The following is a 22,010-nucleotide window of genomic DNA, read 5'->3' on the forward strand; positions in this document are numbered from 1 at the left end:
ATTGGCTGCTTTTTTAATGGGTAATACATTGGTAATGCTCAGGTGGGTTTAGTTGATTAACTTACAAGGAGATTAAAGCAACCAAGCATAGCTGACCTTCATAAAATAAGTTTCTTCGGTTTTCATTAACGAGTCGATAGCGTCATCGGCCTTAAGTCCGTCAGAGTATCCTAGATAAAATACGCTCTGAGGATTTAATTTATAGCCGTATAACACTTCATTTCCTAACTGTTGATACTGCGCATTTGGTGTACTGTATTGGTAGAGGCTTGGATCTCTTTCAATATCAGTATAGACGCTAGAAAATCTGATAAAATTATGAATATCGATATACCAGCTTAACCGTAGATCACTTAAGTTTGCGGTAAATAAACGCCCCTCATCGACATCTAAAGTACGATACACATGCGACAGGTCCATCTCAATAGAGTCAGTCACTTTCCAATTAATTCCTGGGTTAAATTTTACTCGTGTTCCCAGTTGATCATTGGAAAAGTCAATGTCATCACCATAGTTAATGTCGACTTCTAAAAAGAGCGAACGTGTTGGTTTGATATTGCCATAGAACCAGCCCATGGTTTCGGTAAACATTTGCGTGTTGCCATCAATGTCGAGTGAGGCACCATTGTGGCGACGACCAACACGATCGCGATTTACCACACCAAAAGTGGCGTAGCTTTGCCATTGACCATCTAGCTGGATTTTAGCTTCAGCTTCTTGCTCTAATTTCTCGCCCGCTTGGTTATGGCTAATATCCCAGTCACCACTCAGCCTTACTTTATTGAAAAAACCAGATTGTGGGTACCAAGTATACCCCCCCCCGGCGACAAACTTTTTAAAGTCGACTTTTTCAATAAAGCCGAGATCGGCTCTGAAATCATTGCCCACAGAAGTGTATTGTGCAAAAGCGTTCCAGCTACGAGTTTCACGTTGATATTTAAGTAAATACATATCATCGCTAAAACTGCCATTTTTTTGGGTTCTTAGTACGCGTTCATTAATGCCGCAATCATTTAAATCACAATCTGATTTTGGTAAACAATCGTCGCTATTACAAAATTCCTTGTAAAGCTCGCTTGGGTATAAGGTGTCTGAAACTACATATTGGGCAATAAAAGTATCATGGTCAGTTGGTTGGTATTTAGCGTCTAAGCTGCTGACATAGTTATGGTAATCGTCACTTTTTTTAGCCGTAACTAATGCGCCAATTGAAAGTGGTCTACCAAAATCATAGCGGTAGCGACCTGCAAAGTTATGACTTTTTTGGTCAATATTTGCCACATCAGAACTTAAGTTGCCTGGAACTAAGAAGTTAGTATTCGTATCGTCAGTCATTAAGGTGGCAAATGTGTGGTCTCCAAGCTTGCTAGTCAACTTTAAGCCATAGTCAGGAGAACCAATATTTCGAGTATGTAGTAGGTTTAACTGAGTATCAAAATAGTCCTTGTTATCTAGAAAGAAAGCGCGTTTTTCGGGATAAAAAAGCGCAAAGGTACTGTTGATATCCAGTTGCCCCGCATCAGCTTCTACTTGAGAGAAATCTGGGTTTAAGGTGGCACTAAGTAAAGTACTAGGGGTAATACCCCAGCGAACATCTAAACTCGGCTCTATATTATTGTCTTTGTCCCATTTGCTGTTTTCTTCGTGAGGCCGTTTAGCATTGCGGTTTAGCACTAATGACGGGGTGATTTGTAAGTCGTTGCCTTGTTCGATATTAGCAAGACCAGTGGCGACACCTAACTGACATAATGTACAGTTATTATCACGATCAATTTGATGACTAGATAATCTATGCTCCTCGTTTCGAGGATAAAAACGAATAAACTCAATGCCCCATGTTTGCAGATCTTTTGGGTCAAAATTTAGCAAGCGAAGTGGCAATTCTATTTCAACTTGATATCCGGAGTCAGTGCGTTTGGCGGCGCTGTACCAAATACCATCCCAAGCATCACTTTCACTACTAGTTAGTTCATTTTCAATCGAGTCCATCTGTACGCCATAAGCGTTGACAAAGAACTGATATGCAAGTCTTGCATCGTTAAATGTGTCGAGTTTAATGCCGACTAAGTCGTCGCCCCAAACGCTATCTCTATCGCTTAAATTTGCTCGTATGTATTCGGGGTTAGGATCGTTTGCGCTGTAGCTCAAAAATAAACTCGATTGAGTAGCGAAGATCTTGACTTGGGTTTGTACTGGAGCCGCGATATTTTCGCCTGGACTGGTCTCAAAGGCTAAAGATGCCGTTGCAGCTTGTTGCCATTGAGGCTCGCTAAAATCGCCATCGATTTCGATATTTCCCTCGATGGTTGGTATTTGAATACTAAATTGTGAGGTTTCGCCAGCTAAAGCGTGAGAAGAGTAGGCGCTACAAAGAAAGGCTAAAGATAAAAAGCTAACTTTAATCATTTGTTATTCTTGTTGTTATAGTGTTGCGTGGATTGTGCCAGAAATGAGTTGCTGATAAGAGATGGTACGCTTCAGATATTGTTACAAAACTTGTCTAGAGTTCTCGTCCTAATAGCAATTAATACCAATCAGTCTAAAGGTTTGGTCGTTCAGCTAGAGTTTAGCGGCTCTGAGACAAGGCAACTTCACAAGGGAGCAACCATTCTTTCAGTTATTCGCCTTGAATTAGTTTGCCAAAAAACATTTTGAGTAGATCAACTCCTTATACTGACTGCTATAAATGGATAATCTTTAAATAAAAACCATGCCGAATCATGGTTCTTATTTGTAAGATAGGGGACAAGGTCTACTCTGGTGCGATAGCGTCGTTTTTATAAGCGTCGCGATATTTATCGACCCACATTGCTGTGGCGCCACAAATAGCAACTGGCATGACCACAAAGTTAACAATTGGGATCATTGAAAAGAGTGTTACTGCTGCCCCAAAGCTAAAGCTGCTGCCCTTTGTTTGGTTTAATGCAAACTTCATATCAGCAAACGGCACTTTGTGGTTATCAAATGGGTAGTCACAATATTGAATTGCCATCATCCAAGCACTGAATAAGAACCATAAAACCGGCGCAATGGTTTGGCCAACAAAAGGCACTAAAAATAGTAGTAGAAAAACAATAGCGCGGGGTAGGTAGTATTTAAGCTTTATCCATTCTCGGCCTAAAATTCGTGGTAAGTCTTTGATTAAGTCTATACCGCCACCAGTGTTGAGCTGTTTACCAGTGAGTTGTTGCTCAACTTTTTCAGCTAGTAAGCCGTTAAACGGCGCCGCTAGCCAGTTCATCACCGAACTAAAAATAAATGACATTACCACCAAAAGCGTCAGCACTGCGAGAGGCCACAATATAAAGTTCAGCCAGCTTAAATACTCAGGTAATTGCCCTGAAAGCCAGGCAAAGACACTTTCTAATTGACCTATGGCGAAATAGATAAGACCGCCAAATAGCAGCAAGTTGATCGATAACGGAATAAAAACAAATCTTCTGAGACCGGGTTGCTTGATTAAACCAAAGCCGTCGAGAAAATAATTAACACCGCTTTTTTTTTGTACTTGATTGGTTTTATTCATAGAAATATTACGTTGTTAAGAATGCGCATTAGTACGATTGTGAGTCAGTCGCTATTTAATCACAAGTTAAAAGCGCTTAATCATCAATAAAAAACGTTACAAAATGCAGTCAGCTTTGGTAAAGTTAGCCCTGTAAAAACGCGATAGTTGCGTTGTAATGCTAGGGCTTGTGTTGCTTAAGTATGTTAATCGCCAATCGCTAGCTCTATCTATAAGCCCTCAACCTAAATCGCTAACTCCTAGCGAGGAAATGACTAAACGGCGCCATGAGACTCAAACAGATTAAACTTGCCGGATTCAAGTCATTTGTCGATCCAACAAAAATACCATTACTGAGTGCACTGACAGCGATTATTGGGCCAAACGGCTGTGGTAAATCGAATGTCATTGACGCTGTGCGATGGGTATTAGGCGAAAGCTCAGCCAAACATTTACGTGGCGATTCGATGGCGGATGTCATCTTTAATGGTTCAACGGCAAGGCGCCCGGTTTCAGTTGCCAGCGTTGAATTGTTATTTGATAACCAAGATGGTCGCTTAGCAGGGCAATATTCAAGCTATCAAGAGATTGCAGTTAAACGCCAGGTCAGCCGTGATGGCGACTCGAGCTATTTTCTTAATAATCAAAAATGCCGCCGTAAAGACATTACAGATCTCTTTATGGGGACGGGACTCGGACCGCGAAGTTACGCGATTATTGAGCAGGGCACAATTTCTCGTCTGATTGAGTCTAAGCCACAAGAACTGAGAGTTTTTATTGAAGAAGCAGCAGGTATTTCACGCTATAAAGAGCGTCGCCGTGAAACCGAAAATAGGATTCGACACACTCGCGAAAACTTAGCGCGTTTAGGCGACATTCGTTCAGAGCTGACAAAACAACTCGATAAATTAGCAGAGCAAGCCGAGACTGCTAGACAATATCGAGAGCTTAAACAAGCTGAGCGTAAATGTGATGCAGAGCTTTCTGTATCGCGGTTTCATGAACTGACGTTGCAAACGGCAAAAATTGATGCAGAGTTAGCAAAGCTTGAATTGCAGCAAGCCAAACTTCAAGCAGAACAACAAACATTAGAGCTTGGCTTGACTGAGCAGACATTAAAGCTTAATGAGTTAGACAACCAAGAAGCGCAGCAAGTTGAAGCGTTTTATCTAACCAAAACTCACATTGCTAAGCTTGAGCAGTCGCTTAAGCATCGTCAACAACAAGACGAAAGCTTAAGTCAGCGTTTGCAAGAGTTAGCGGCACAACTAACCTCATATCGTGAGTTATTGGCAGCAGAACAAGTTAAACAAACTCAGTTATTAGCACAGCAAGCTGAAGCGCAACCAGATGCTAGTTTATTGAGAGAACAACTTGCCAAGGCTGATAGTGAGCTTGCGCTTGCCAATGAACAACTTGAGCAGCTTAATGAGCAGTTAAGTGAGTTAAATGATGCCCATACTCAGGCCAATTTAAAGTTTGAGATGAATCGAAATCAACTGAGTCATAATGAATCAGATATCGCAAACAAGCATAAGTTAGTGGCGAGATTAAGTGAGCAAGTTCAAGTGACTTCGACAGAGCTTGAACAGTTAAAATCTCAAGATTTAACGCAACAAGTTAGCGCATTAAGCGGTGTTATTGAGCAAGAGCAAGAGATCCACGACGAGCTTAAGTTTCAATTAGAAGCTAAGCAGCAGCAAGAACAAACATTACTGCTGGAGCAAGATAATCTAAAAGTAAAACTTGCTGATGAACAAGGGCGCTTATCGGTTGTAACGCAGCTTTTACCGAGCGAAAAATCCAGTGTTCAAGATGAATTATGGCAGGTGCTTGAGGTTTCGCCTGGCTGGGAAAATGCGGTTGATATATTGCTTTCAGGGCTATTAAACACACCGGTGTTATCCACTGATGGATCAGATAGAGAACCTTCAGTCCATGGTTTTTTAGCCGGCAATACGGATAATGGCGTTATTAAAGCACCGGTAAATCTCGCCCCTTGGTTGAATCATGTAACTTGGTTAACAACCATTGAAGAAGCACTTATACAGCGAAGTGCACTTAATGCTGAACAGTTGATTGCAACCGCTGATGGTTACTTAGTAGGTATCGATTTTATTATCGAAAAAACTCAGGCTACCGGTTCGATTGTAGAGCTCAAGAGTGAGCAAATTGCCCTGCAAGAGAGCGTAGCGCAGGACAAGCATGCATTGTCGCAATTAAGTGAGTCCTTAGCAGAATTAAAGCAAAGCCTCAGTCCGCTGATGGTGCAAATTCAGCACAAGGTACAGTTTATTCAATCTCAGCAAATTGAGCTGGCAAGCTTTAGTTCTCAATTGCGATCGCAGCAGCAATCAATTAATGAAACCACAACTCGATTAGTTAAAAGTCAGCAAGAGTTAGTGGAAGCCAAGCAAGAACTGCAACAATTGCAGTTAAGCATTGTAGAGCGTAATAGTTTACAACAACAGCTAAATACTGAACTAGAGCAATCGTTAACAGCTAAAACGCAAGGCCAGCAGCAAAAGACGTTAGCATTTGAGCAAGTCGCACTGCTTAAACCACAACGCCAGCAACTCGATGGCAAAGTCAGTCAATTGTCAGTTAGTGAGCATCAATTACATACGCAATTAATGCTAGTTGAACAGCAAGTTAAACAACATCTTCAGCGTTTGACTGAACTTAAACAAAGTGAAACTCAACTGCTGTTGCAATTAGACGCGAAAGACAATGAAACCCAAGAAGGCGACGTTCAACCCTTGCAAGTGCAATTAGAGCAAGCACTGCATGCACAGCAAATCCAGCAAGATGCCTTAACAGTGTTAAGACAGCAGCAAGCTGAACTTCAGGAACTGTGCGATAGTGCAGGAACGAATAAAAAACAACAGCTTGCGAAGTTAGAAGACTTGACTCAATCTACAAGCACGTTAAAGTTACGTCGTGAAGGTTTAAAAGGTCAAATTGACAGTCAACAACGGTTGCTAAATGAACAAAGTGTTGATGTTGAACAAATATTATCAACGTTAGATGATAACAAGAGCACCTTATGGCGCCAAAAAGAGCTTGAACGATTGCGCACAAAGGTTGCTGAGTTGGGCGCTATTAACTTGGCGGCTATTGAAGAATTTGATCAACAAAATCAGCGTAAGCTTTATTTAGACAGTCAAGATGATGACTTAAATGCGGCGCTAAACAGTTTAGAAGAAGCAATTCGCAAAATTGATAAAGAAACCAAGAGTCGCTTTAAAGAGACTTTTGACAAAGTGAACGCTGATTTAGGCTTACTGTTTCCTAAGGTCTTTGGCGGTGGTAGTGCTTATTTAGCCTTAACCGATGATGACTTGTTAGAAACGGGAGTAACCATTATGGCGAGGCCGCCAGGTAAGAAGAATAGTACAATTCACTTACTTTCTGGTGGAGAAAAAGCGTTAACCGCTTTATCATTAGTTTTTGCGATTTTTAGACTAAATCCTGCACCTTTTTGTATGCTAGATGAAGTTGATGCACCTCTGGATGACGCGAATGTCGAACGTTTTTGTCGTTTGGTAAAAGAGATGTCCCAAAGCGTGCAATTTATATATATTAGTCACAACAAGATCACCATGGAATTGGCAGATCAACTTATCGGTGTGACTATGCATGAGCCCGGTGTATCGCGCATTGTGGCTGTTGACATAGATGAAGCGGTGGCATTAGCTGACGCCGGATAAACATAAGAAATACAGGGTAACCAATGGAAAATTTTCAGCTGGTATTGCTTTTATTAGGTGTAATAGCAATTATTGCCGTACTTGTGCATGGTTTTTGGTCCATTCGGAAGCAACAACCTAAGGGCTACAAACAGAGCCCTATGGCGGATATAAGCCGCGAACGTCGTGATGCTGATGGCTTTGATAATGATGGTATCGGTGAGGTAAGGGTGATTAAGACCGAGCCGACTGATGACACAAGTAAGTTGGATACAGAACCAAGCAAAGAGCAAGAGTCAGTAGAAGAGGTTTTTGAACTTAGTCCATCGCCTGCCGCTAAAATCAATAAAGCCAGAGTTGAGCCATCTTTATCAACTGAAAGTGCTATTCTGGCAACTGAAGCGCCAGTGCAGGAATCTTTATTTGGCACTGAAGAGCCAAGAGTTGAACCGTCAAATACAAGCCATAGCGTGCAAACAGCAGCTGCTCAAGAAGTGACTGCCGACGCCGCTCCAGCTCCTGTTAAAGCGGAAGAAGTTGAAGAGTTAGCCGACCCTGTTGATGTATTAGTGCTACATGTTGTTGCTCATGAAGGCGAAGAGCTAAACGGTGCTGAATTATTACCTTGTTTGTTAACGCTTAACTTTAAGTTTGGTGAGATGAACATCTTCCACCGCCATGAAGATAATGCTGGTACTGGAAAAGTTCTTTTCTCGATGGCGAATATGGTAAAACCAGGTGTCTTTGATCCAGATAATATGGAGCAATTTAGCACTCAAGGTGTGGTGCTATTTATGACTTTACCTTGTCACGGTGATGCATTGATGAACTTTGCAACCATGCTCAATTCTGCGCATCAGATAGCTGATGACCTAGGCGGCGTGGTACTTGATGGTGGCCGTGATGAATGGTTAGAAAGTACCAAGCAGAATTATATTCAGCGGATCAGGGCCCAGGTTAACAGCTAGACGTTGCTTAATCTCAGTTAATATTCAAAACCTAAGTTAGGTTTTGCAAAGTAAAACATTTGAAAGGCCGCAGCAGCGGCCTTTGTTATTATTTGGACATTATGATGCAAGCTATTGAAAACGAAATTGCTCAGCTTACCGCTGAACTTAATCAACATAACTATCGTTATTATGTTGATGACAGCCCATCAATTCCCGATGCCGAGTACGATCGCTTATTGCACAAACTGAAAGCGCTTGAAACCGAACATCCTCAACTTTGCCTTGCAGATTCGCCAACCCAAAGGGTTGGTGGTCAGGCCCTTGCTAAGTTTGAACAAATTCAGCATTTAAAACCTATGCTGAGCTTAGATAATGTCTTTGATGAGGTGGAGTTCACGGCATTTAATCAACGCATTGTTGATAGGACCGGCAAAGACTTAAGCTATTGTTGTGAACCAAAGCTTGATGGCTTAGCGGTCAGTATTGTATACCGTGACGGTGTATTTGAGCGTGCAGCAACTCGTGGAGATGGTCAAACGGGTGAAGATATCAGCGAAAATGTTCGTACAATTAAATCGATTCCTTTGAAACTGCGCGGTGACAACTTACCTGAATTAGTTGAGGTGCGTGGTGAGGTGATTATGCCTCATAAAGCGTTCGATGCGTTAAATGAGCGCGCTAGAGCTAAAGGTGAAAAGCTATTTGTTAATCCACGTAACGCTGCGGCGGGAAGTTTGCGTCAGTTAGACAGTAAAATTACTGCAAGTCGCGCTTTAGGTTTTTATGCGTATGCATTAGGTGTTGTAGAGCCCGATAGCTGGGCGCTTGCTGATAGTCATTATGGTCAGTTAGAGCAACTGCGTTCTTGGGGCGTTCCAGTCAGTCAAGAAGTCAAAGTGTGTAATTCTGTGACAGAAGTGATGGCTTATTACAATGATATTCAACAGCGCCGTAGTGATTTGGCATTTGAAATCGACGGTGTGGTAATTAAAGTTAACCAAATCGCCCATCAACTTGCGCTAGGTTTTGTGGCTAAAGCGCCGCGTTGGGCAACGGCATTTAAGTTTCCAGCGCAAGAAGAGATGACGCTGCTTGAAGGTGTTGACTTCCAAGTGGGTCGTACCGGTGCCGTTACGCCCGTTGCGCGTTTAAAGCCTGTTTTTGTAGGTGGTGTAACCGTATCTAATGCGACGCTACACAATGCCGACGAAGTGGCTCGTCTTGGAGTGAAAATTGGCGATACGATTATTATTCGCCGTGCAGGCGACGTGATCCCACAAATCGTCGCTGTTGTCGCAGAGAAACGCCCTGAAGATGCTAAAGACATTGTTTTTCCTGCACAGTGTCCAGTGTGTGATAGCGAAGTAGAGCGTGTTGAAGGCGAAGCTGTTGCGCGCTGTACAGGTGGACTATTTTGCGAAGCTCAACGTAAAGAAGCCATTAAACACTTTGCTTCACGTAAAGCTTTAGATATCGATGGTATGGGCGATAAAGTGGTTGAACAGCTTATTGATAAAGAGCTTGTTGAAAGCCCTGCCGATCTCTTTAAATTGACAGCTTCTGCAATGACCATGTTAGAGCGAATGGGCATGAAATCAGCAACTAAACTTGTTGCAGCTATTGATGTGGCAAAACAAACGACCTTTGCACGCTTTTTATATGCGCTAGGTATTCGTGAAGTTGGCGAGGCAACGGCTGCTAACCTTGCAGCTTACTTTAAGACCTTAGATGCACTTAAGTCAGCAGACGCTGAAACGTTCATTAAAGTAGATGATGTTGGCACGATTGTCGCTGCGCATTTAGCGCACTTTTTCGCTCAGGCGCACAATCTTGAAGTGATTGATAAGCTCATAGAAGCTGGCGTTCATTGGCCAGTGATTGAAGACGTCGCCGAAGAATACTTGTCGCTAAAAGGCCAAACTTGGGTATTAACTGGGACATTGACTCAGTTAAACCGTAATGATGCTAAAGCTCAACTACAAGCTTTAGGCGCTAAAGTAGCAGGCAGCGTATCTAAAAATACAGACTGTTTAGTTGCTGGAGCTGCTGCAGGATCAAAGCTTGCTAAAGCGCAAGAGCTCGGGGTTAAAGTCATTGATGAAGAAGCGTTAATTGCCATCTTAGCTTAATTATTTTTGTAAAATTGGAAAAGCTCCCTTGTTGTTTCACTTAGGAGCTTTTTACTGCCTTTATTTACTATCCTTTTCAAATCATCCTTGAAAATCATTTAATTGCCTCCACATCTATTGCAAGCCGTATTCAAGCTATTCAATTAAATTGATTAGCTTGAATCTCATTTTTGTAGGGAAACTGTGTGAATTTTAGCAATATCACTTGGCTCGATGATAAAGGGCATGTAAAGCCACCTCTAATGCTGTATCTGCTACTCGTGTTTATCGCTCGAGGCTGGTGTGTATTTATTGCCTCATTGACCCAAGCCACTGATAGAGCTGGTTTGGTGACTTTATTCTATCCTCATAAAAGTGACTTTTTAATGGCCTTGGCAGCTGGCGCTGGAGCATTAGTTATTTACGCCACGGTAATCGCAGAGAGGAAGCGTAAACCTGCATGGGTTAGGCCTATTTTCCCTTACATGAAATGGTTGTTAGTACTGCTGCTAATACTTGATGGTGGTCTGCTAGTCCAGCGTGTATTGCACTCTTACTATGTATATAGCTGGAGTATGGGCTTAGATGCATTATTTCTTTTTTGGAGCAGTTTGTATCTTTATAAGTCGAAGCATTTGACTTTGTACTTTAACGATTGGAAAGAAAAAGAATAAAAAAAGACGCTGCAAGCAGCGTCAACAGGATCCTTTATCCAGAGAGTCACTCTGGATATCGTTACCAAAGAATTACATTAAAACCTCTACTGCTAACCTATGTTCCAACTTGGATTATGGGTTAAACGCGTAAAAGGACAATTGACAGTATTGCTTCTTAAATATCATCATTCGGGGCGACCGATACCAAGAAACAGCTTGAGTATAGCTCCGCGGGATATTGTATGCAATATTCAGTCTTGGGTGTTTAGCAATAATTTGGCTATAATTTATTCCTAATTGTTAGTTCAAAGCTTATCTTCCTGTAATAGTTAACAAATCCCTATTTCCATGTGTCAATTCTTCTTAATTTGTCATAAAGTTGGCATTCGAGCGCTGCTATTAAGTTCAGCCCCTTTAATAGAACCTTAGTTATTTAGCGCTTTATGCTGTATGGACAACTTTATCTAGCCTTAAGAACTTCAAAGTTGCAGGTTAGCCTAGTGCATGTAGACGAATCAAATTTGTGAGTCAAAGTAAAAAATCGGTCGATAGACCGACGTTGGAGCAACTTATATGTCAAAAACTGCCGAGGTGAAAATTCCCTTGTCAGCGTTGAAAGTGGGAATGGTTGTCAAATTGCCACTTTCATGGACGAACCATCCGTTTCTATTTAATCGTATTGAAATAGAAAAAAATGCTCACATTGAGTTAATAAAGACACTCAATGTGACTTTTGTATACCTTATTTCCGGTGAAGAGTTGCTACCTGAGCAAACGATTGTCGAAAAAACTATTATTGCTCCTACAGTTGAAGAGCTGGCGAAGGAGACTAAAAATTTAGTTAGAAGGTCGATTCGGCTTGGTCAACAAAGGTTTACTAAAGGGGCGAATGATTGTCGTAGCTCTTTCTCTAAGTTAGGTTCTGATCCCCAAGGTGCATATCGTAGTGCAGCGACATTAGTGGAAGAGCTAATGGATCATCTTAAGGAAACAGAAACCCCATATTTGTCTTTTGTTAATGCAGGGCAAGATATTTCGGTTAATCAGCATGGGTTATCCGTTGCAGTTATCGCGATGATGATTGGCCAGGCTTTAGGACTAGAACATACTCAGCTTCGTGATATTGCTATGGGCGCTTTGTTTCATGATATTGGTAAGCAAAAAGTGCCGGATATCATTCGGCGTAAGAAAACACACTTGTCAGATCATGAAGTTAATTTTTTGAATATGCATCCGAAATTCGGTTATGACATGCTTGATAAGGCAGGCTTGTTTCCTGCAAAAGTTTTAGACATCTTATTACATCATCATGAATGGATTGATGGTAGTGGATACCCTCATGGCTTAAAGGGAAAACAGATTACTATAGAGACCCAAGTCGTGAGTTTAGCAAATGATTTTGAGCGTTTATTGAGGGGCGGTGAGGCGCGATCTCCACAGGTGGCATTAGGCTACCTATTTAAGAATCGTGTCGATAAGCATGATCCCGCGATGATTGCTACTTTGGTTAAAGTTCTTGGGATCTATCCGCCGGGAACATTAGTTAGCTTATCCAGTGGTGATGTGGCTAAAGTGATGGTGACAACCTCTGCGGTAAAGAAACCTATTGTTTTGAGCTGCAATGATGACGGGTTAGAGCCGGAACTTAGGTTTCTACAGGACGAAAGCGTAGAAATCGTGAGTGTAATAAAAGTTGAGCAATTATCTGCTGCCGCTATCAAGGCACTTGATGCAAAATCTCCAGTTAGTTTTTACTTCAGTACGTTATAAACTACCTCTATATAGGATGCTAAGGCTCGGCTGAATACTATTTGGCTGGTCATTGCGTTCTCTTCCTCAATTTACGGACTTAAAGAGAAATACTTATGATTGAATCTGTGGCCATTGTCGGGTGTGGTTGGTTTGGTTTACCGTTAGCTCAATCACTTGCAGAGCAAAATATAGCTGTTTTTGGAAGTAAACGCTTAGTCGGTGATGCCGCTTTACTCTCCGAAAACAACGTCATAGGTTTTAAACTCGATTTAGATAATGAGCAACATCTAGTAGATGATAGAGAATCGTTAACAAAGATACTTGATGTTGACTGTCTCGTAGTTAATATTCCACCAGGACTGAGAAAAGAGCCGCAAGCGTACTTACAACGACTAAGTAAGCTACTAGAGCTTATTGCCTGTCATACCTATAAGAAATTGATATTTGTGAGTACAACCGGTGTGTATCCAGCAATAGATGCAGAGTTAACCGAGCAAGATGCTAAATCGCATTCGCTGATCAGTGAAAAGTTATTACAAGCGGAGCAGATGTTTGCCAGTAAACCAAACAGCTGTATTGTACGTTTTGCTGGCCTAGTAGGTCCTAAGAGGCATCCAGGACGCTTTTTGGCCGGTAAAACAGGGCTAAGCGGCGCCAATAGTGCGGTCAATCTTGTACACTTAAATGACTGCATTGCTGCGGTAACAAGTCTCATCTTTAAGAAAACACCGAGCGCTATTTATAATGTGTGTGCGCCAATACACCCTAAAAGGCGGGATTTTTATTACGCAGCAGCGTTAGATTTAGGTCTCGTTCCACCGCAGTTCAATCTAGAGCAAGAGATAACAGACTGTTCTGGCTCGGCAGTTGGAAAATTGATTAATAGCGATAGATTAATGAATGAACTTAATTTTGAGTTTCAATTTGATGATCCAGTCGCTATGCTGGCTGCATGTTAATTCTACGCACATTTATTGATTCAAGCTCAGCGGCTAATACTTAATCTTATTGGCAAGCATAATTGTTATCGTTAAATAAAAGCTAAACATATAAATAGGGACGAATATGAACAAACTTATCCATTTAGTCAGCCGCATTTTTATTGTTTTTGCAATGTTGTGGTTGCCATTACAAAGTGCACAAGCGGCGGATTATCAAGAGGGCGTTGATTACGTCAAAATAGGCGGGATCCCGGAAAGTACAAAACCTGTTGTCCGTGAGTTTTTTTCTTATAACTGCGGTCATTGTTATCGCCAAGATCCTTTCTTTGAGCAAACGGCACACTTGCTAGGTGATGATGTTCAGTTTGTTAGAACCCCTGTTGGTGCAGGGCGTACTAGTTGGATTTTAAGTCAAGAAGCTTATTACTTAGCGCAAAAATTTAGTGTTACTAAGCAGGTTCACGGCAACATATTCACGCGTATTCATGAGAAAGAGGGCGCTTTTACTCGACCTGACCAGCTAAAAGCATTTTTTGTCGGCCAAGGGCTAAATGCCAAAGATGTAGAAGCTGCAATGAACTCGACTGATGCAAAGCTAGCCATCATGAATTACGACACTCAAGCGCAGTTAGCTGAAATCCGTGGTGTACCGTCTATTGTGGTAAATGGGCAATACTTAATTAAAAACCCAGGTAAAACACCTGAAGATTTGGTTAAACTGGTTAAATACTTAAACACCTTAGAAAACTAACCTAGTGTTTAAGTAAATAAAGCCCACGCTAAGTGGGCTTTTTTGTGTCTCGCTTACTGCCACTGGCCAAGGTCTATTGATTTACTCTGTAGATTATTTGTGGGTGAACGTCGTTTAATTCTCTGCTTGTTTCTGGCGGATTTTGTGTTCTGAGATTTTTATCTACTCGCTGTTTTTCGAGCTCGTTGTCATCTTTATTTCTATTCATATGCTAATAGGCAAGGGCTAATAAACCACCGAACTCGTTATTTGTGTGAGGGTTTGATTACTACCTTGGTCTAAGGTTTTGTTTGAATCATTCGAATGTTGACGCCAGCGTAAACCTTTAACTTATTGTTATTATTGCCTTTAGTTCTCTTGGCTCATTAAGTTGCCGTTGGCGTTAGACTAAGGTCGCGATTGTTGTTACCTCTGTGCTTGTTAGATTAAGCCATGACTTAATATAAAAATCAGCACATGGGAGTCACTATGAGTTTTGAAAGCAATGAACAAGCAGAGGGATATTGGCGTGAGAATCTACGCCTAGTACTTAAATTATTAGCGGTATGGGCAGCGGTATCTTTTGGCTGCAGTATTTTATTAGTTGATGTACTCAATGAAATCCATTTTATGGGATTCAAACTCGGATTTTGGATGGCTCAGCAGGGTTCAATTTATGTGTTTGTCGCATTGATTTTTGTCTATGTTGCTAAAGCAAATGCATTAGACAAAAAATATGGCGTACATGAAGACTAAGTTAACCTGAATAAATAAGGAATCATGAGATGGATGTACAAACACTAACTTACCTCATTGTTGGGTTAACTTTTGCCCTTTATATTGGTATTGCGATCTGGTCTAGAGCCGGTTCGACTAAAGAATTTTATGTTGCTGGTGGCGGTGTACACCCAGTAATGAATGGTATGGCAACTGCCGCTGACTGGATGTCTGCGGCGTCATTTATTTCACTTGCAGGTATCGTCTCATTCGTCGGTTACGATGGTTCGGTCTACCTTATGGGATGGACTGGCGGTTACGTACTTTTGGCTCTTTGTATGGCACCTTACCTACGTAAGTTTGGTAAGTTTACAGTACCAGATTTTATCGGTGACCGTTACTACTCTCAGGCTGCACGTACAGTTGCTGTTTTCTGCGCCATTTTTATCTGCTTTACCTATATTGCGGGTCAAATGCGTGGTGTTGGTGTGGTGTTCTCTCGTTTCCTTGAAGTTGAAGTGGAAACGGGTGTTTACATTGGTATGGGCGTCGTGTTCTTCTATGCTGTTCTAGGAGGCATGAAAGGCATTACCTATACGCAAGTTGCGCAATACTGTGTACTTATTTTTGCTTTCATGGTTCCAGCTATTTTTATCTCAGTGATGATGACGGGCCATATTTTGCCACAAATCGGTTTTGGTGCTGAACTCGTTGATGCTGCGGGTAACGGAACGGGCGAGTTCTTGTTAGATAAACTCGATGGCTTGTCAAAAGAACTTGGCTTTGCTCAGTATACCGAAGGCTCTAAAAGTACGATTGATATGTTCTTTATTACCGGTGCATTGATGTTTGGTACCGCTGGTTTACCACATGTTATCGTGCGTTTCTTCACTGTTCCTAAAGTAAAAGATGCACGAGTGTCAGCAGGTTGGACATTGGTGTTTATCGCTATCATGTTTACAACTATTCCTGCATTGGCAGCCTTCTCTCGAGTCAATATGATTGAAACAATCAATGGCCCAGAATCGAAAGGTGTCGCTTATGAAACGGCTCCAGAGTGGATTAAGAACTGGGAGAAAACAGGCCTAATTAAGTGGGATGATAAGAACCAAGACGGCAAGATTTATTACGCTAATGGTCCTGAAAGCGAGATGAAGATTGACCGAGACATTATTGTTCTAGCAACACCAGAGATTGCTAATTTACCAGCATGGGTAATTGCTCTAGTTGCAGCAGGCGGTCTCGCTGCGGCACTGTCTACTTCAGCTGGTTTGTTATTAGTCATTTCAACCTCGGTGTCTCATGACTTATTGAAGAAAAACTTTATGCCTGATATTTCTGATAAGAAGGAGCTGATGTTTGCACGTATTGCCGCTGCGGCAGGCATTGTGATGGCGGGTTACTTTGGTATTAATCCTCCTGGGTTTGTGGCCGCGGTCGTTGCGATTGCATTTGGTTTGGCGGCATCTTCGCTATTCCCTGCAATTATTATGGGAATCTTCTCTAAAACAATGAATAAAGAAGGCGCAATTTCTGGCATGGTAATAGGTCTGCTATTTACAGCCTCTTACATTGTATACTTCAAATTTGTTAACCCAACGGCAAACGTAGCTGATAACTGGTTATTTGGGGTCTCTCCCGAAGGTATCGGTTTATTCGGAATGATGATTAACTTCGCTGTTGCATTTGGCGTTAGTCGAGTAACCAAAGCAGTGCCGCAAGATGTTGTTGAAATGGTTGAGTCTATCCGCTTCCCGAAAGGTTCTGGTGCAGCACATGATCACTAAAATGTTATAGAAAAGTGGGTGTGATTTAAAAGAGCGCTTCGGCGCTCTTTTTTGTGGCTGTAAAAGTATATGGTTAGTGCTGGCCTTTGGTCGAATGGAGCCTTAGCGACAAAGCATTATATAGTAGCAAAAGGATTGGTTTGTCGGAGTGATAATATAATGGATGCGAGTGAACTTCAGCCCATCACGCATTTTTTGCAAGACAGAGTGCCGTTTGACTCTTTAGATGAAGCCGCATTAACCCGCTGCTGTCAGGCATTAACCATAGGTTATTACAGTAAAGCCTCTAGTCACGTGCCATTAGATCCCGATAATCCACAGTTGTATATTGTCCGTAGTGGTGCTTTTGAAGTACGTGACAAAAATGGTGAGCTGCTCGATAGATTAGGTGAGGGGGATTACTTTGGCTTTCCGTCATTGCTATCGGGTGAGGAGGCCAGTAATCGAGTCGCTATTTTAGAAGATGGCTTGGTATATCATTTACCGCCAGAAATATTTGATTTCTTCCGGCAGCAAAGCCGTGAGTTTGATCGGTTTTTCAATCGTGCTTTTGCCAAACGCCTGCGTAATCAAGGTCGATTCAAGGCGAAAGATCTTACAACGACAAGCCGGATTACTAGTTTGATGTCGAAGTCACCTTTGAGTATTGATATGAAAGCATCAGTCGCTGATGCTAGTAAATTGATGCGTAGCGCTAGAGTGTCCTCAGTGTTGGTGATTGATAACAATAAGCTGGTGGGAATATTAACCGATAGAGATCTGCGTAATCGAGTGCTAGCTGAAAACCTCGATGGTAGCTTACCGGTACATCAAGCTATGACGACAACACCAGTATCTATTGAGCCTAATGCGTTAGTCTTTGAAGCTATGTTAATGATGAGTGAACACAATGTTCATCACTTGCCCGTTGTAGATAACGGCGTGGCCACAGGGGTTGTCACCAGTACAGATATTTTGCGAGGGCAAAGCTCGCAACCTCTTTTGTTGATAGGTGAAATTGAACGACAAAACGACTTACCTAGTCTCATTCAAGTGAGTAAACAGATCCCATTACTATTGCAAAACTTAATCAGTGCGGATGCTAGAGCAGAAGAGATTGGCAGAGTGTTAACTTCAGTTACCGATGCACTCACTCGGCGACTAATTGTATTAAATCAGCAAGTATTGGGTAAGGCACCAATGGCATTTTGCTGGTTAGCTTTTGGCTCTCAGGGCCGACAAGATCAAGCTGCCTGCTCAGATCAAGATAACGGCTTACTGCTTGCTCATGAGCCGGATGACAGCGCAAAAGGGTATTTTGAAGCATTATCAAAAGCGGTGTGTAAAGGATTAGACGAATGCGGTTACATATACTGTCCAGGTGATATTATGGCGCAGAATCCTAAATGGCGGATGTCATTGGAGCAATGGAAGCTAGTATTTGACAAGTGGGTCAATACGCCAGAACCTAAAGCGTTAATGCATGCCAGTATCTTTTTTGATATGCGTTCTATTTGTGGTCCACAAAGCTTGTTTGATGGGCTCCAAGATACGGTACTGAGCAGTACCAAAGGCAATGACATATTTCTTGCAGGCTTAACTGGAAACTCACTTACGAGTGCGCCGCCACTGGGATTTTTTAGAAAGTTTGTTCTTGAGCGTGATGGCTCCGAAGTGAAAGGGATAGATCTTAAGCATAAAGGAAGTGCACTAATTAATGATATCGCTCGGGTTTATGCGTTATCCGCTGGCATTAAAGAGGTTAATACCGCTAAGCGGATAAGAGCCTTAATGGAGCAAAATATTATTAATCGCAAAGATGCACTAAATCTTGCCGATGCTCATGAGTTTATTGCGCATATGAGGTTGTCTAATCAAGGGTATCAACATACGCATTCGTTACCGATTACTAATTATCTATTACCCCATAATGTGTCTTCTTTGATCCGCCACCAGTTACGCGATGCGTTTAAAGTCGTACATGACGGGCAAGTTGGGTTAAAACTAAAGATGATGCGTAGTTATTAATGTTGGCAGCTAAATGTTAGCCAATTTAGTTAAACCATGAGAGTTGTAGATTGAGACATTTTTATTTAAAGACTCGGCTGCAAATAAAAGCGGCTTTATGTAAGCAAGAAGAGATAGCTGAATATTATCAGGCCTTAATCCCGCTTATAACTAAGCCTGTGGCTGATATTCCGTTAATGGCTTTTGATTTAGAGATGACTGGCCTAGATAGTCAGTTTGATCAAATTTTGAGTATAGGGCTAATTCCAATAACGGCTGGGGTACTAGAGGTTGCGAAAGCAAAACATTTGCTAGTTAAAATTGTTGGAAGTGTTGGCAATAGTGCGACCATTCATGGAATTGTTGATCAGCAGTTAGCTCAAGCGGTAAGCGCGAAACAAGCAATGGACTGGTTTTTAACACAAACAAAGGGACATGTTCTAGTGGCCCATCATGCACCGTTAGATCTTTGTTTTTTAAAAGCTGAAATGATCCGTAGTTATCATCAAAGTCTCGCATTTGTAGCCATTGATACAATGGCAATTGAAAGAAAACGCTTGTTACGTAAACATGATGTAATTAAAGAAGGCACATTGCGCTTAGATGCGTGTAGGCAGCGTTATAACTTACCAGTTTATGCTGGGCATAATGCATCCGTTGATGCTTTAGCTTGTGGTGAATTGTTGCTTGCGCAAATGGCAAGCATTGCAGGTAATGAGAAGTTGAACTTAGCAGATCTATTAGGTTAGTTTTGGCTGAATACGGTTATTCAACAGTGTTATTTATTGAGTTCGGCTGAAGATTGGCGTTGTTCCAATATTTTGCCCCATTTGATCAATGCACTTCTAATATCATCTTTTTGATAGGGCTTATTAACTATCTCATCCATCCCACACTCAAAACACTGTTCAGTCTCGGTTGAGGTCGTGCTGGCCGTTAAAGCAATAATTGGTTTGTGATAGCCACTTTCTCGAAGCTTTCGGGTGGCCTCGAAACCGTCTATTACAGGCATACGGCAATCCATAAAAACGATATCGACTTGGTGTTCAGCTAAAAATTGAATCGCTTCAAGTCCGTTGCTAGCAATCGTAGGCTTAATCTTAAACTTAGCAAGGATCATCTCGATTAACACTTGATTTACTGCGCTATCTTCAACAACAAGTAAAGAAAGTTTCTCGATTGGGAAGCATGTTTCTGCAGCGTCAATTTGTACTCTCGGAGTGCTAATTTGTTTGAGGGGTAGGCTTATATCAAACTGCGTCCCATGACCCAGCTCAGAGACTAAACTCATTTCACCGTGCATTTCGTCAACTAAATGTTTGCAGATGGCTAAGCCTAAGCCTGTTCCTTCGAAAGCGCGGTTACTGGAGTTATTAACCTGCGTAAAAGGGTCAAATAAGGTATCGAGTTTATCTTTGGGAATACCACAGCCAGTGTCGGCCACTGAAAAACAAAATTGGTTATTTTTCCACTCGATATTTACGCTGATCTTGCCGGCCTCAGTAAATTTAATTGAGTTGCCAATTAGGTTTACCAGTAACTGTTTAATACGATCAGGATCCCCCAATAGCCTTTTAGGAATACTTTCTTGATAGTTAAAAATAAACTCGAGGCCAAACTCTTCGGTACGTAGTTTGAAAATATCATAGATCATATTGCAGAGCTTTCGAGGCGAGAAATCAACCTCTACAATTTGTAGCATACCGGCACTCATCTTACTTAAATCAAGTAAATCATTAATGATGACGCGTAGTAACTCACCCGATTGATGCATTGTGCTCAATAACTGTTGCTGGTGGGGAGATAATTTTGTGTCGCTCATGAGCTCAGCAGATCCCAATAGACCATTTAACGGTGTCCTAAGCTCATGATTAATCATGGCGACGAAATCTCGAGTTGATTGCTCTGAGTTCTCTGCACGTTGCTTTTCTTCAATAGTACGGGCAAGTAACTCTTGGCGTCGATGGGCTGCGCTAATCATGTCGCAAAACAAGAGAAGTTGTTTTTCAATAGTATGTTGCCAAGAGATTGGTGAATCAATGACTAACGTTAGGCTACCTAGGATCACATCTTCAGAATTAATGATAATTTTTATCTGGCGATGGTTATTACTCCAAAATAGCGGTGATGAAATAGAGCTGTCGCCTTTGACTAGTGATTTGTCTCCTGCATAAAATGATTTGAATTTACCTGTATCGTCCAATGACTTAAATCTTATTTTACTTGCCTTTATCTCATCAACGCCAATGAGATCATCTAATAGGCGTTGTAATAAGATATTAGTGATCGGTTTTTGTAAAAACACTTGGTTGAAGTCAAGCAGGATAGACTCTAAATAGGTTTTAAACTGTAGCAGTGCAATGTCTTGCTCGGACTTTTCTTTGATATGAACTAGCGAGTTTTCGACAAGTTGTTTAGCGGTATACAGTTCGCGACTTTTCTCTTCTAACAGTTTTTCAGCTGCTTTTTTGGCAGCCTTTTCACGCTCAATTTTTCTCGTGAGTAAGCAAACCTTTTCAGTTAATTGATTGATGTCTTCATTTGGCATAAATAGTGCTCAATCTTTAAAACTAAACGGTTGTTATGGTAAAACGAACTTCTGAATGATCTGCTGTAATCGGTGCCATTTCAATGTTTATGGTTTCATTGAAATGGTCGGCGCAACCTTGAATTAGACCCAAACAGACATGAGACATACAGCGGGCAGACACATAATCCATTACCAACTGAGTTTCTGTGGCACTAATAAATTTAAAGGTTGGTGGGTTAGCATTTGGATACAGCTTTTTGACTTCAATATGAATATATTCTTCGACGCTGTTGATAAAAGCGAAGGTTGAATCAGCTTTCCCCTCAAGCCCTGGCATACTTTTATAGAGAGTTTTAAAAATAGATTTGCCATAAACCTGTTGTAAGTCTTCAGGTGAAACACCAGTGAGTTTACTTAAGGTGACAATCAGTTTTACCAGATCTTTGTGGTCATAGGTGCCAACACTGGTGTATACGCCATCATTTTGATTTTCATCAAGCATTTTTTGGCAAGTTTCTAGCCCGAATGTATCTTCAACAAGATCTAAAAACTCAGCAAAAATAATCCCTTTCATATCGCGCTCCTTATCAACTGCTCATTATTTAAAGTAGTGTATTAAAAGAAATTATTCAATGTGTTAGCCAAATATTATCGGTATT

At 41.4% G+C, this 22,010-nt stretch carries 15 protein-coding genes; 11 read left to right on the forward strand and 4 right to left on the reverse strand.

Going from position 1 to position 22,010, the window contains the following annotated elements; genetic code table 11:
• Positions 1 to 72: 72 nt before the first annotated feature.
• Both AB4298_RS14375 and cysZ read right to left on the reverse strand, forming a co-directional pair.
• The gene (locus AB4298_RS14375; protein ID WP_371987237.1) at positions 73 to 2,406 is read right to left on the reverse strand and encodes a carbohydrate binding family 9 domain-containing protein; all 2,334 of its coding nucleotides are present in this window, start codon (positions 2,404 to 2,406) and stop codon (positions 73 to 75) included.
• Between the two features lie 346 nt (positions 2,407 to 2,752).
• Positions 2,753 to 3,526, reverse strand: coding sequence for a sulfate transporter CysZ (cysZ, locus tag AB4298_RS14380; protein ID WP_371987238.1), 774 nt, complete (start codon positions 3,524 to 3,526; stop codon positions 2,753 to 2,755).
• 266 nt (positions 3,527 to 3,792) lie between these two features.
• Between cysZ and smc the strand changes: the two genes are divergently transcribed.
• From smc to AB4298_RS14435, 11 genes are all read left to right on the forward strand, one after another.
• Complete coding sequence (gene smc / locus AB4298_RS14385) at positions 3,793 to 7,215, forward strand: chromosome segregation protein SMC (RefSeq protein WP_371987240.1); 3,423 nt, start codon at positions 3,793 to 3,795, stop codon at positions 7,213 to 7,215.
• Between the two features lie 23 nt (positions 7,216 to 7,238).
• Positions 7,239 to 8,162, forward strand: coding sequence for a cell division protein ZipA (gene zipA / locus AB4298_RS14390; RefSeq protein WP_371987242.1), 924 nt, complete (start codon positions 7,239 to 7,241; stop codon positions 8,160 to 8,162).
• Positions 8,163 to 8,266: 104 nt separating this feature from the next.
• Entirely contained in the window at positions 8,267 to 10,273 is a 2,007-nt protein-coding gene (gene ligA / locus AB4298_RS14395) for an NAD-dependent DNA ligase LigA (protein ID WP_371987259.1), read from the forward strand.
• Between the two features lie 185 nt (positions 10,274 to 10,458).
• Positions 10,459 to 10,926 (forward strand): DUF2919 domain-containing protein, encoded by a 468-nt coding sequence (locus tag AB4298_RS14400; RefSeq protein ID WP_249000124.1) that lies wholly within the window; start codon positions 10,459 to 10,461, stop codon positions 10,924 to 10,926.
• Between the two features lie 555 nt (positions 10,927 to 11,481).
• On the forward strand, positions 11,482 to 12,678 hold the full coding sequence (locus AB4298_RS14405; RefSeq protein WP_249000123.1) for an HD-GYP domain-containing protein: 1,197 nt from the start codon (positions 11,482 to 11,484) through the stop codon (positions 12,676 to 12,678).
• Between the two features lie 95 nt (positions 12,679 to 12,773).
• Complete coding sequence (locus AB4298_RS14410) at positions 12,774 to 13,619, forward strand: SDR family oxidoreductase (protein WP_371987244.1); 846 nt, start codon at positions 12,774 to 12,776, stop codon at positions 13,617 to 13,619.
• 106 nt (positions 13,620 to 13,725) lie between these two features.
• Positions 13,726 to 14,352 (forward strand): thiol:disulfide interchange protein DsbA/DsbL, encoded by a 627-nt coding sequence (locus tag AB4298_RS14415; protein ID WP_371987245.1) that lies wholly within the window; start codon positions 13,726 to 13,728, stop codon positions 14,350 to 14,352.
• A 468-nt stretch (positions 14,353 to 14,820) separates the two neighbouring features.
• Positions 14,821 to 15,087: a DUF4212 domain-containing protein gene (locus AB4298_RS14420; RefSeq protein ID WP_248469162.1), complete on the forward strand. Its 267-nt coding sequence runs from the start codon at positions 14,821 to 14,823 to the stop codon at positions 15,085 to 15,087.
• Between the two features lie 29 nt (positions 15,088 to 15,116).
• Positions 15,117 to 16,835, forward strand: a complete 1,719-nt coding sequence (locus AB4298_RS14425; protein WP_249000121.1) for a sodium:solute symporter family protein — start codon at positions 15,117 to 15,119, stop codon at positions 16,833 to 16,835.
• A gap of 159 nt (positions 16,836 to 16,994) precedes the next feature.
• The gene (locus AB4298_RS14430; protein ID WP_371987246.1) at positions 16,995 to 18,842 is read left to right on the forward strand and encodes a DUF294 nucleotidyltransferase-like domain-containing protein; all 1,848 of its coding nucleotides are present in this window, start codon (positions 16,995 to 16,997) and stop codon (positions 18,840 to 18,842) included.
• A gap of 50 nt (positions 18,843 to 18,892) precedes the next feature.
• A complete protein-coding gene (locus tag AB4298_RS14435; protein WP_371987247.1) occupies positions 18,893 to 19,570 on the forward strand; it encodes an exonuclease domain-containing protein in 678 nt (225 codons plus the stop codon).
• A 29-nt stretch (positions 19,571 to 19,599) separates the two neighbouring features.
• Here the strand turns inward: AB4298_RS14435 and AB4298_RS14440 are convergent, their stop codons facing one another.
• Together AB4298_RS14440 and AB4298_RS14445 are read right to left on the reverse strand one after the other, a co-directional pair.
• Positions 19,600 to 21,369, reverse strand: a complete 1,770-nt coding sequence (locus tag AB4298_RS14440) for a hybrid sensor histidine kinase/response regulator (RefSeq protein ID WP_371987249.1) — start codon at positions 21,367 to 21,369, stop codon at positions 19,600 to 19,602.
• Between the two features lie 22 nt (positions 21,370 to 21,391).
• Positions 21,392 to 21,925 carry a heme NO-binding domain-containing protein gene (locus AB4298_RS14445; RefSeq protein ID WP_249000117.1) on the reverse strand — a complete coding sequence of 178 codons (534 nt, stop codon included), beginning with the start codon at positions 21,923 to 21,925 and terminating at the stop codon, positions 21,392 to 21,394.
• Between the last annotated feature and the right edge of the window lie 85 nt (positions 21,926 to 22,010).

It is taken from the genome of Shewanella sp. 10N.261.52.F9 (genome assembly GCF_041471165.1).
GTDB lineage: Bacteria > Pseudomonadota > Gammaproteobacteria > Enterobacterales > Shewanellaceae > Shewanella > Shewanella marinintestina.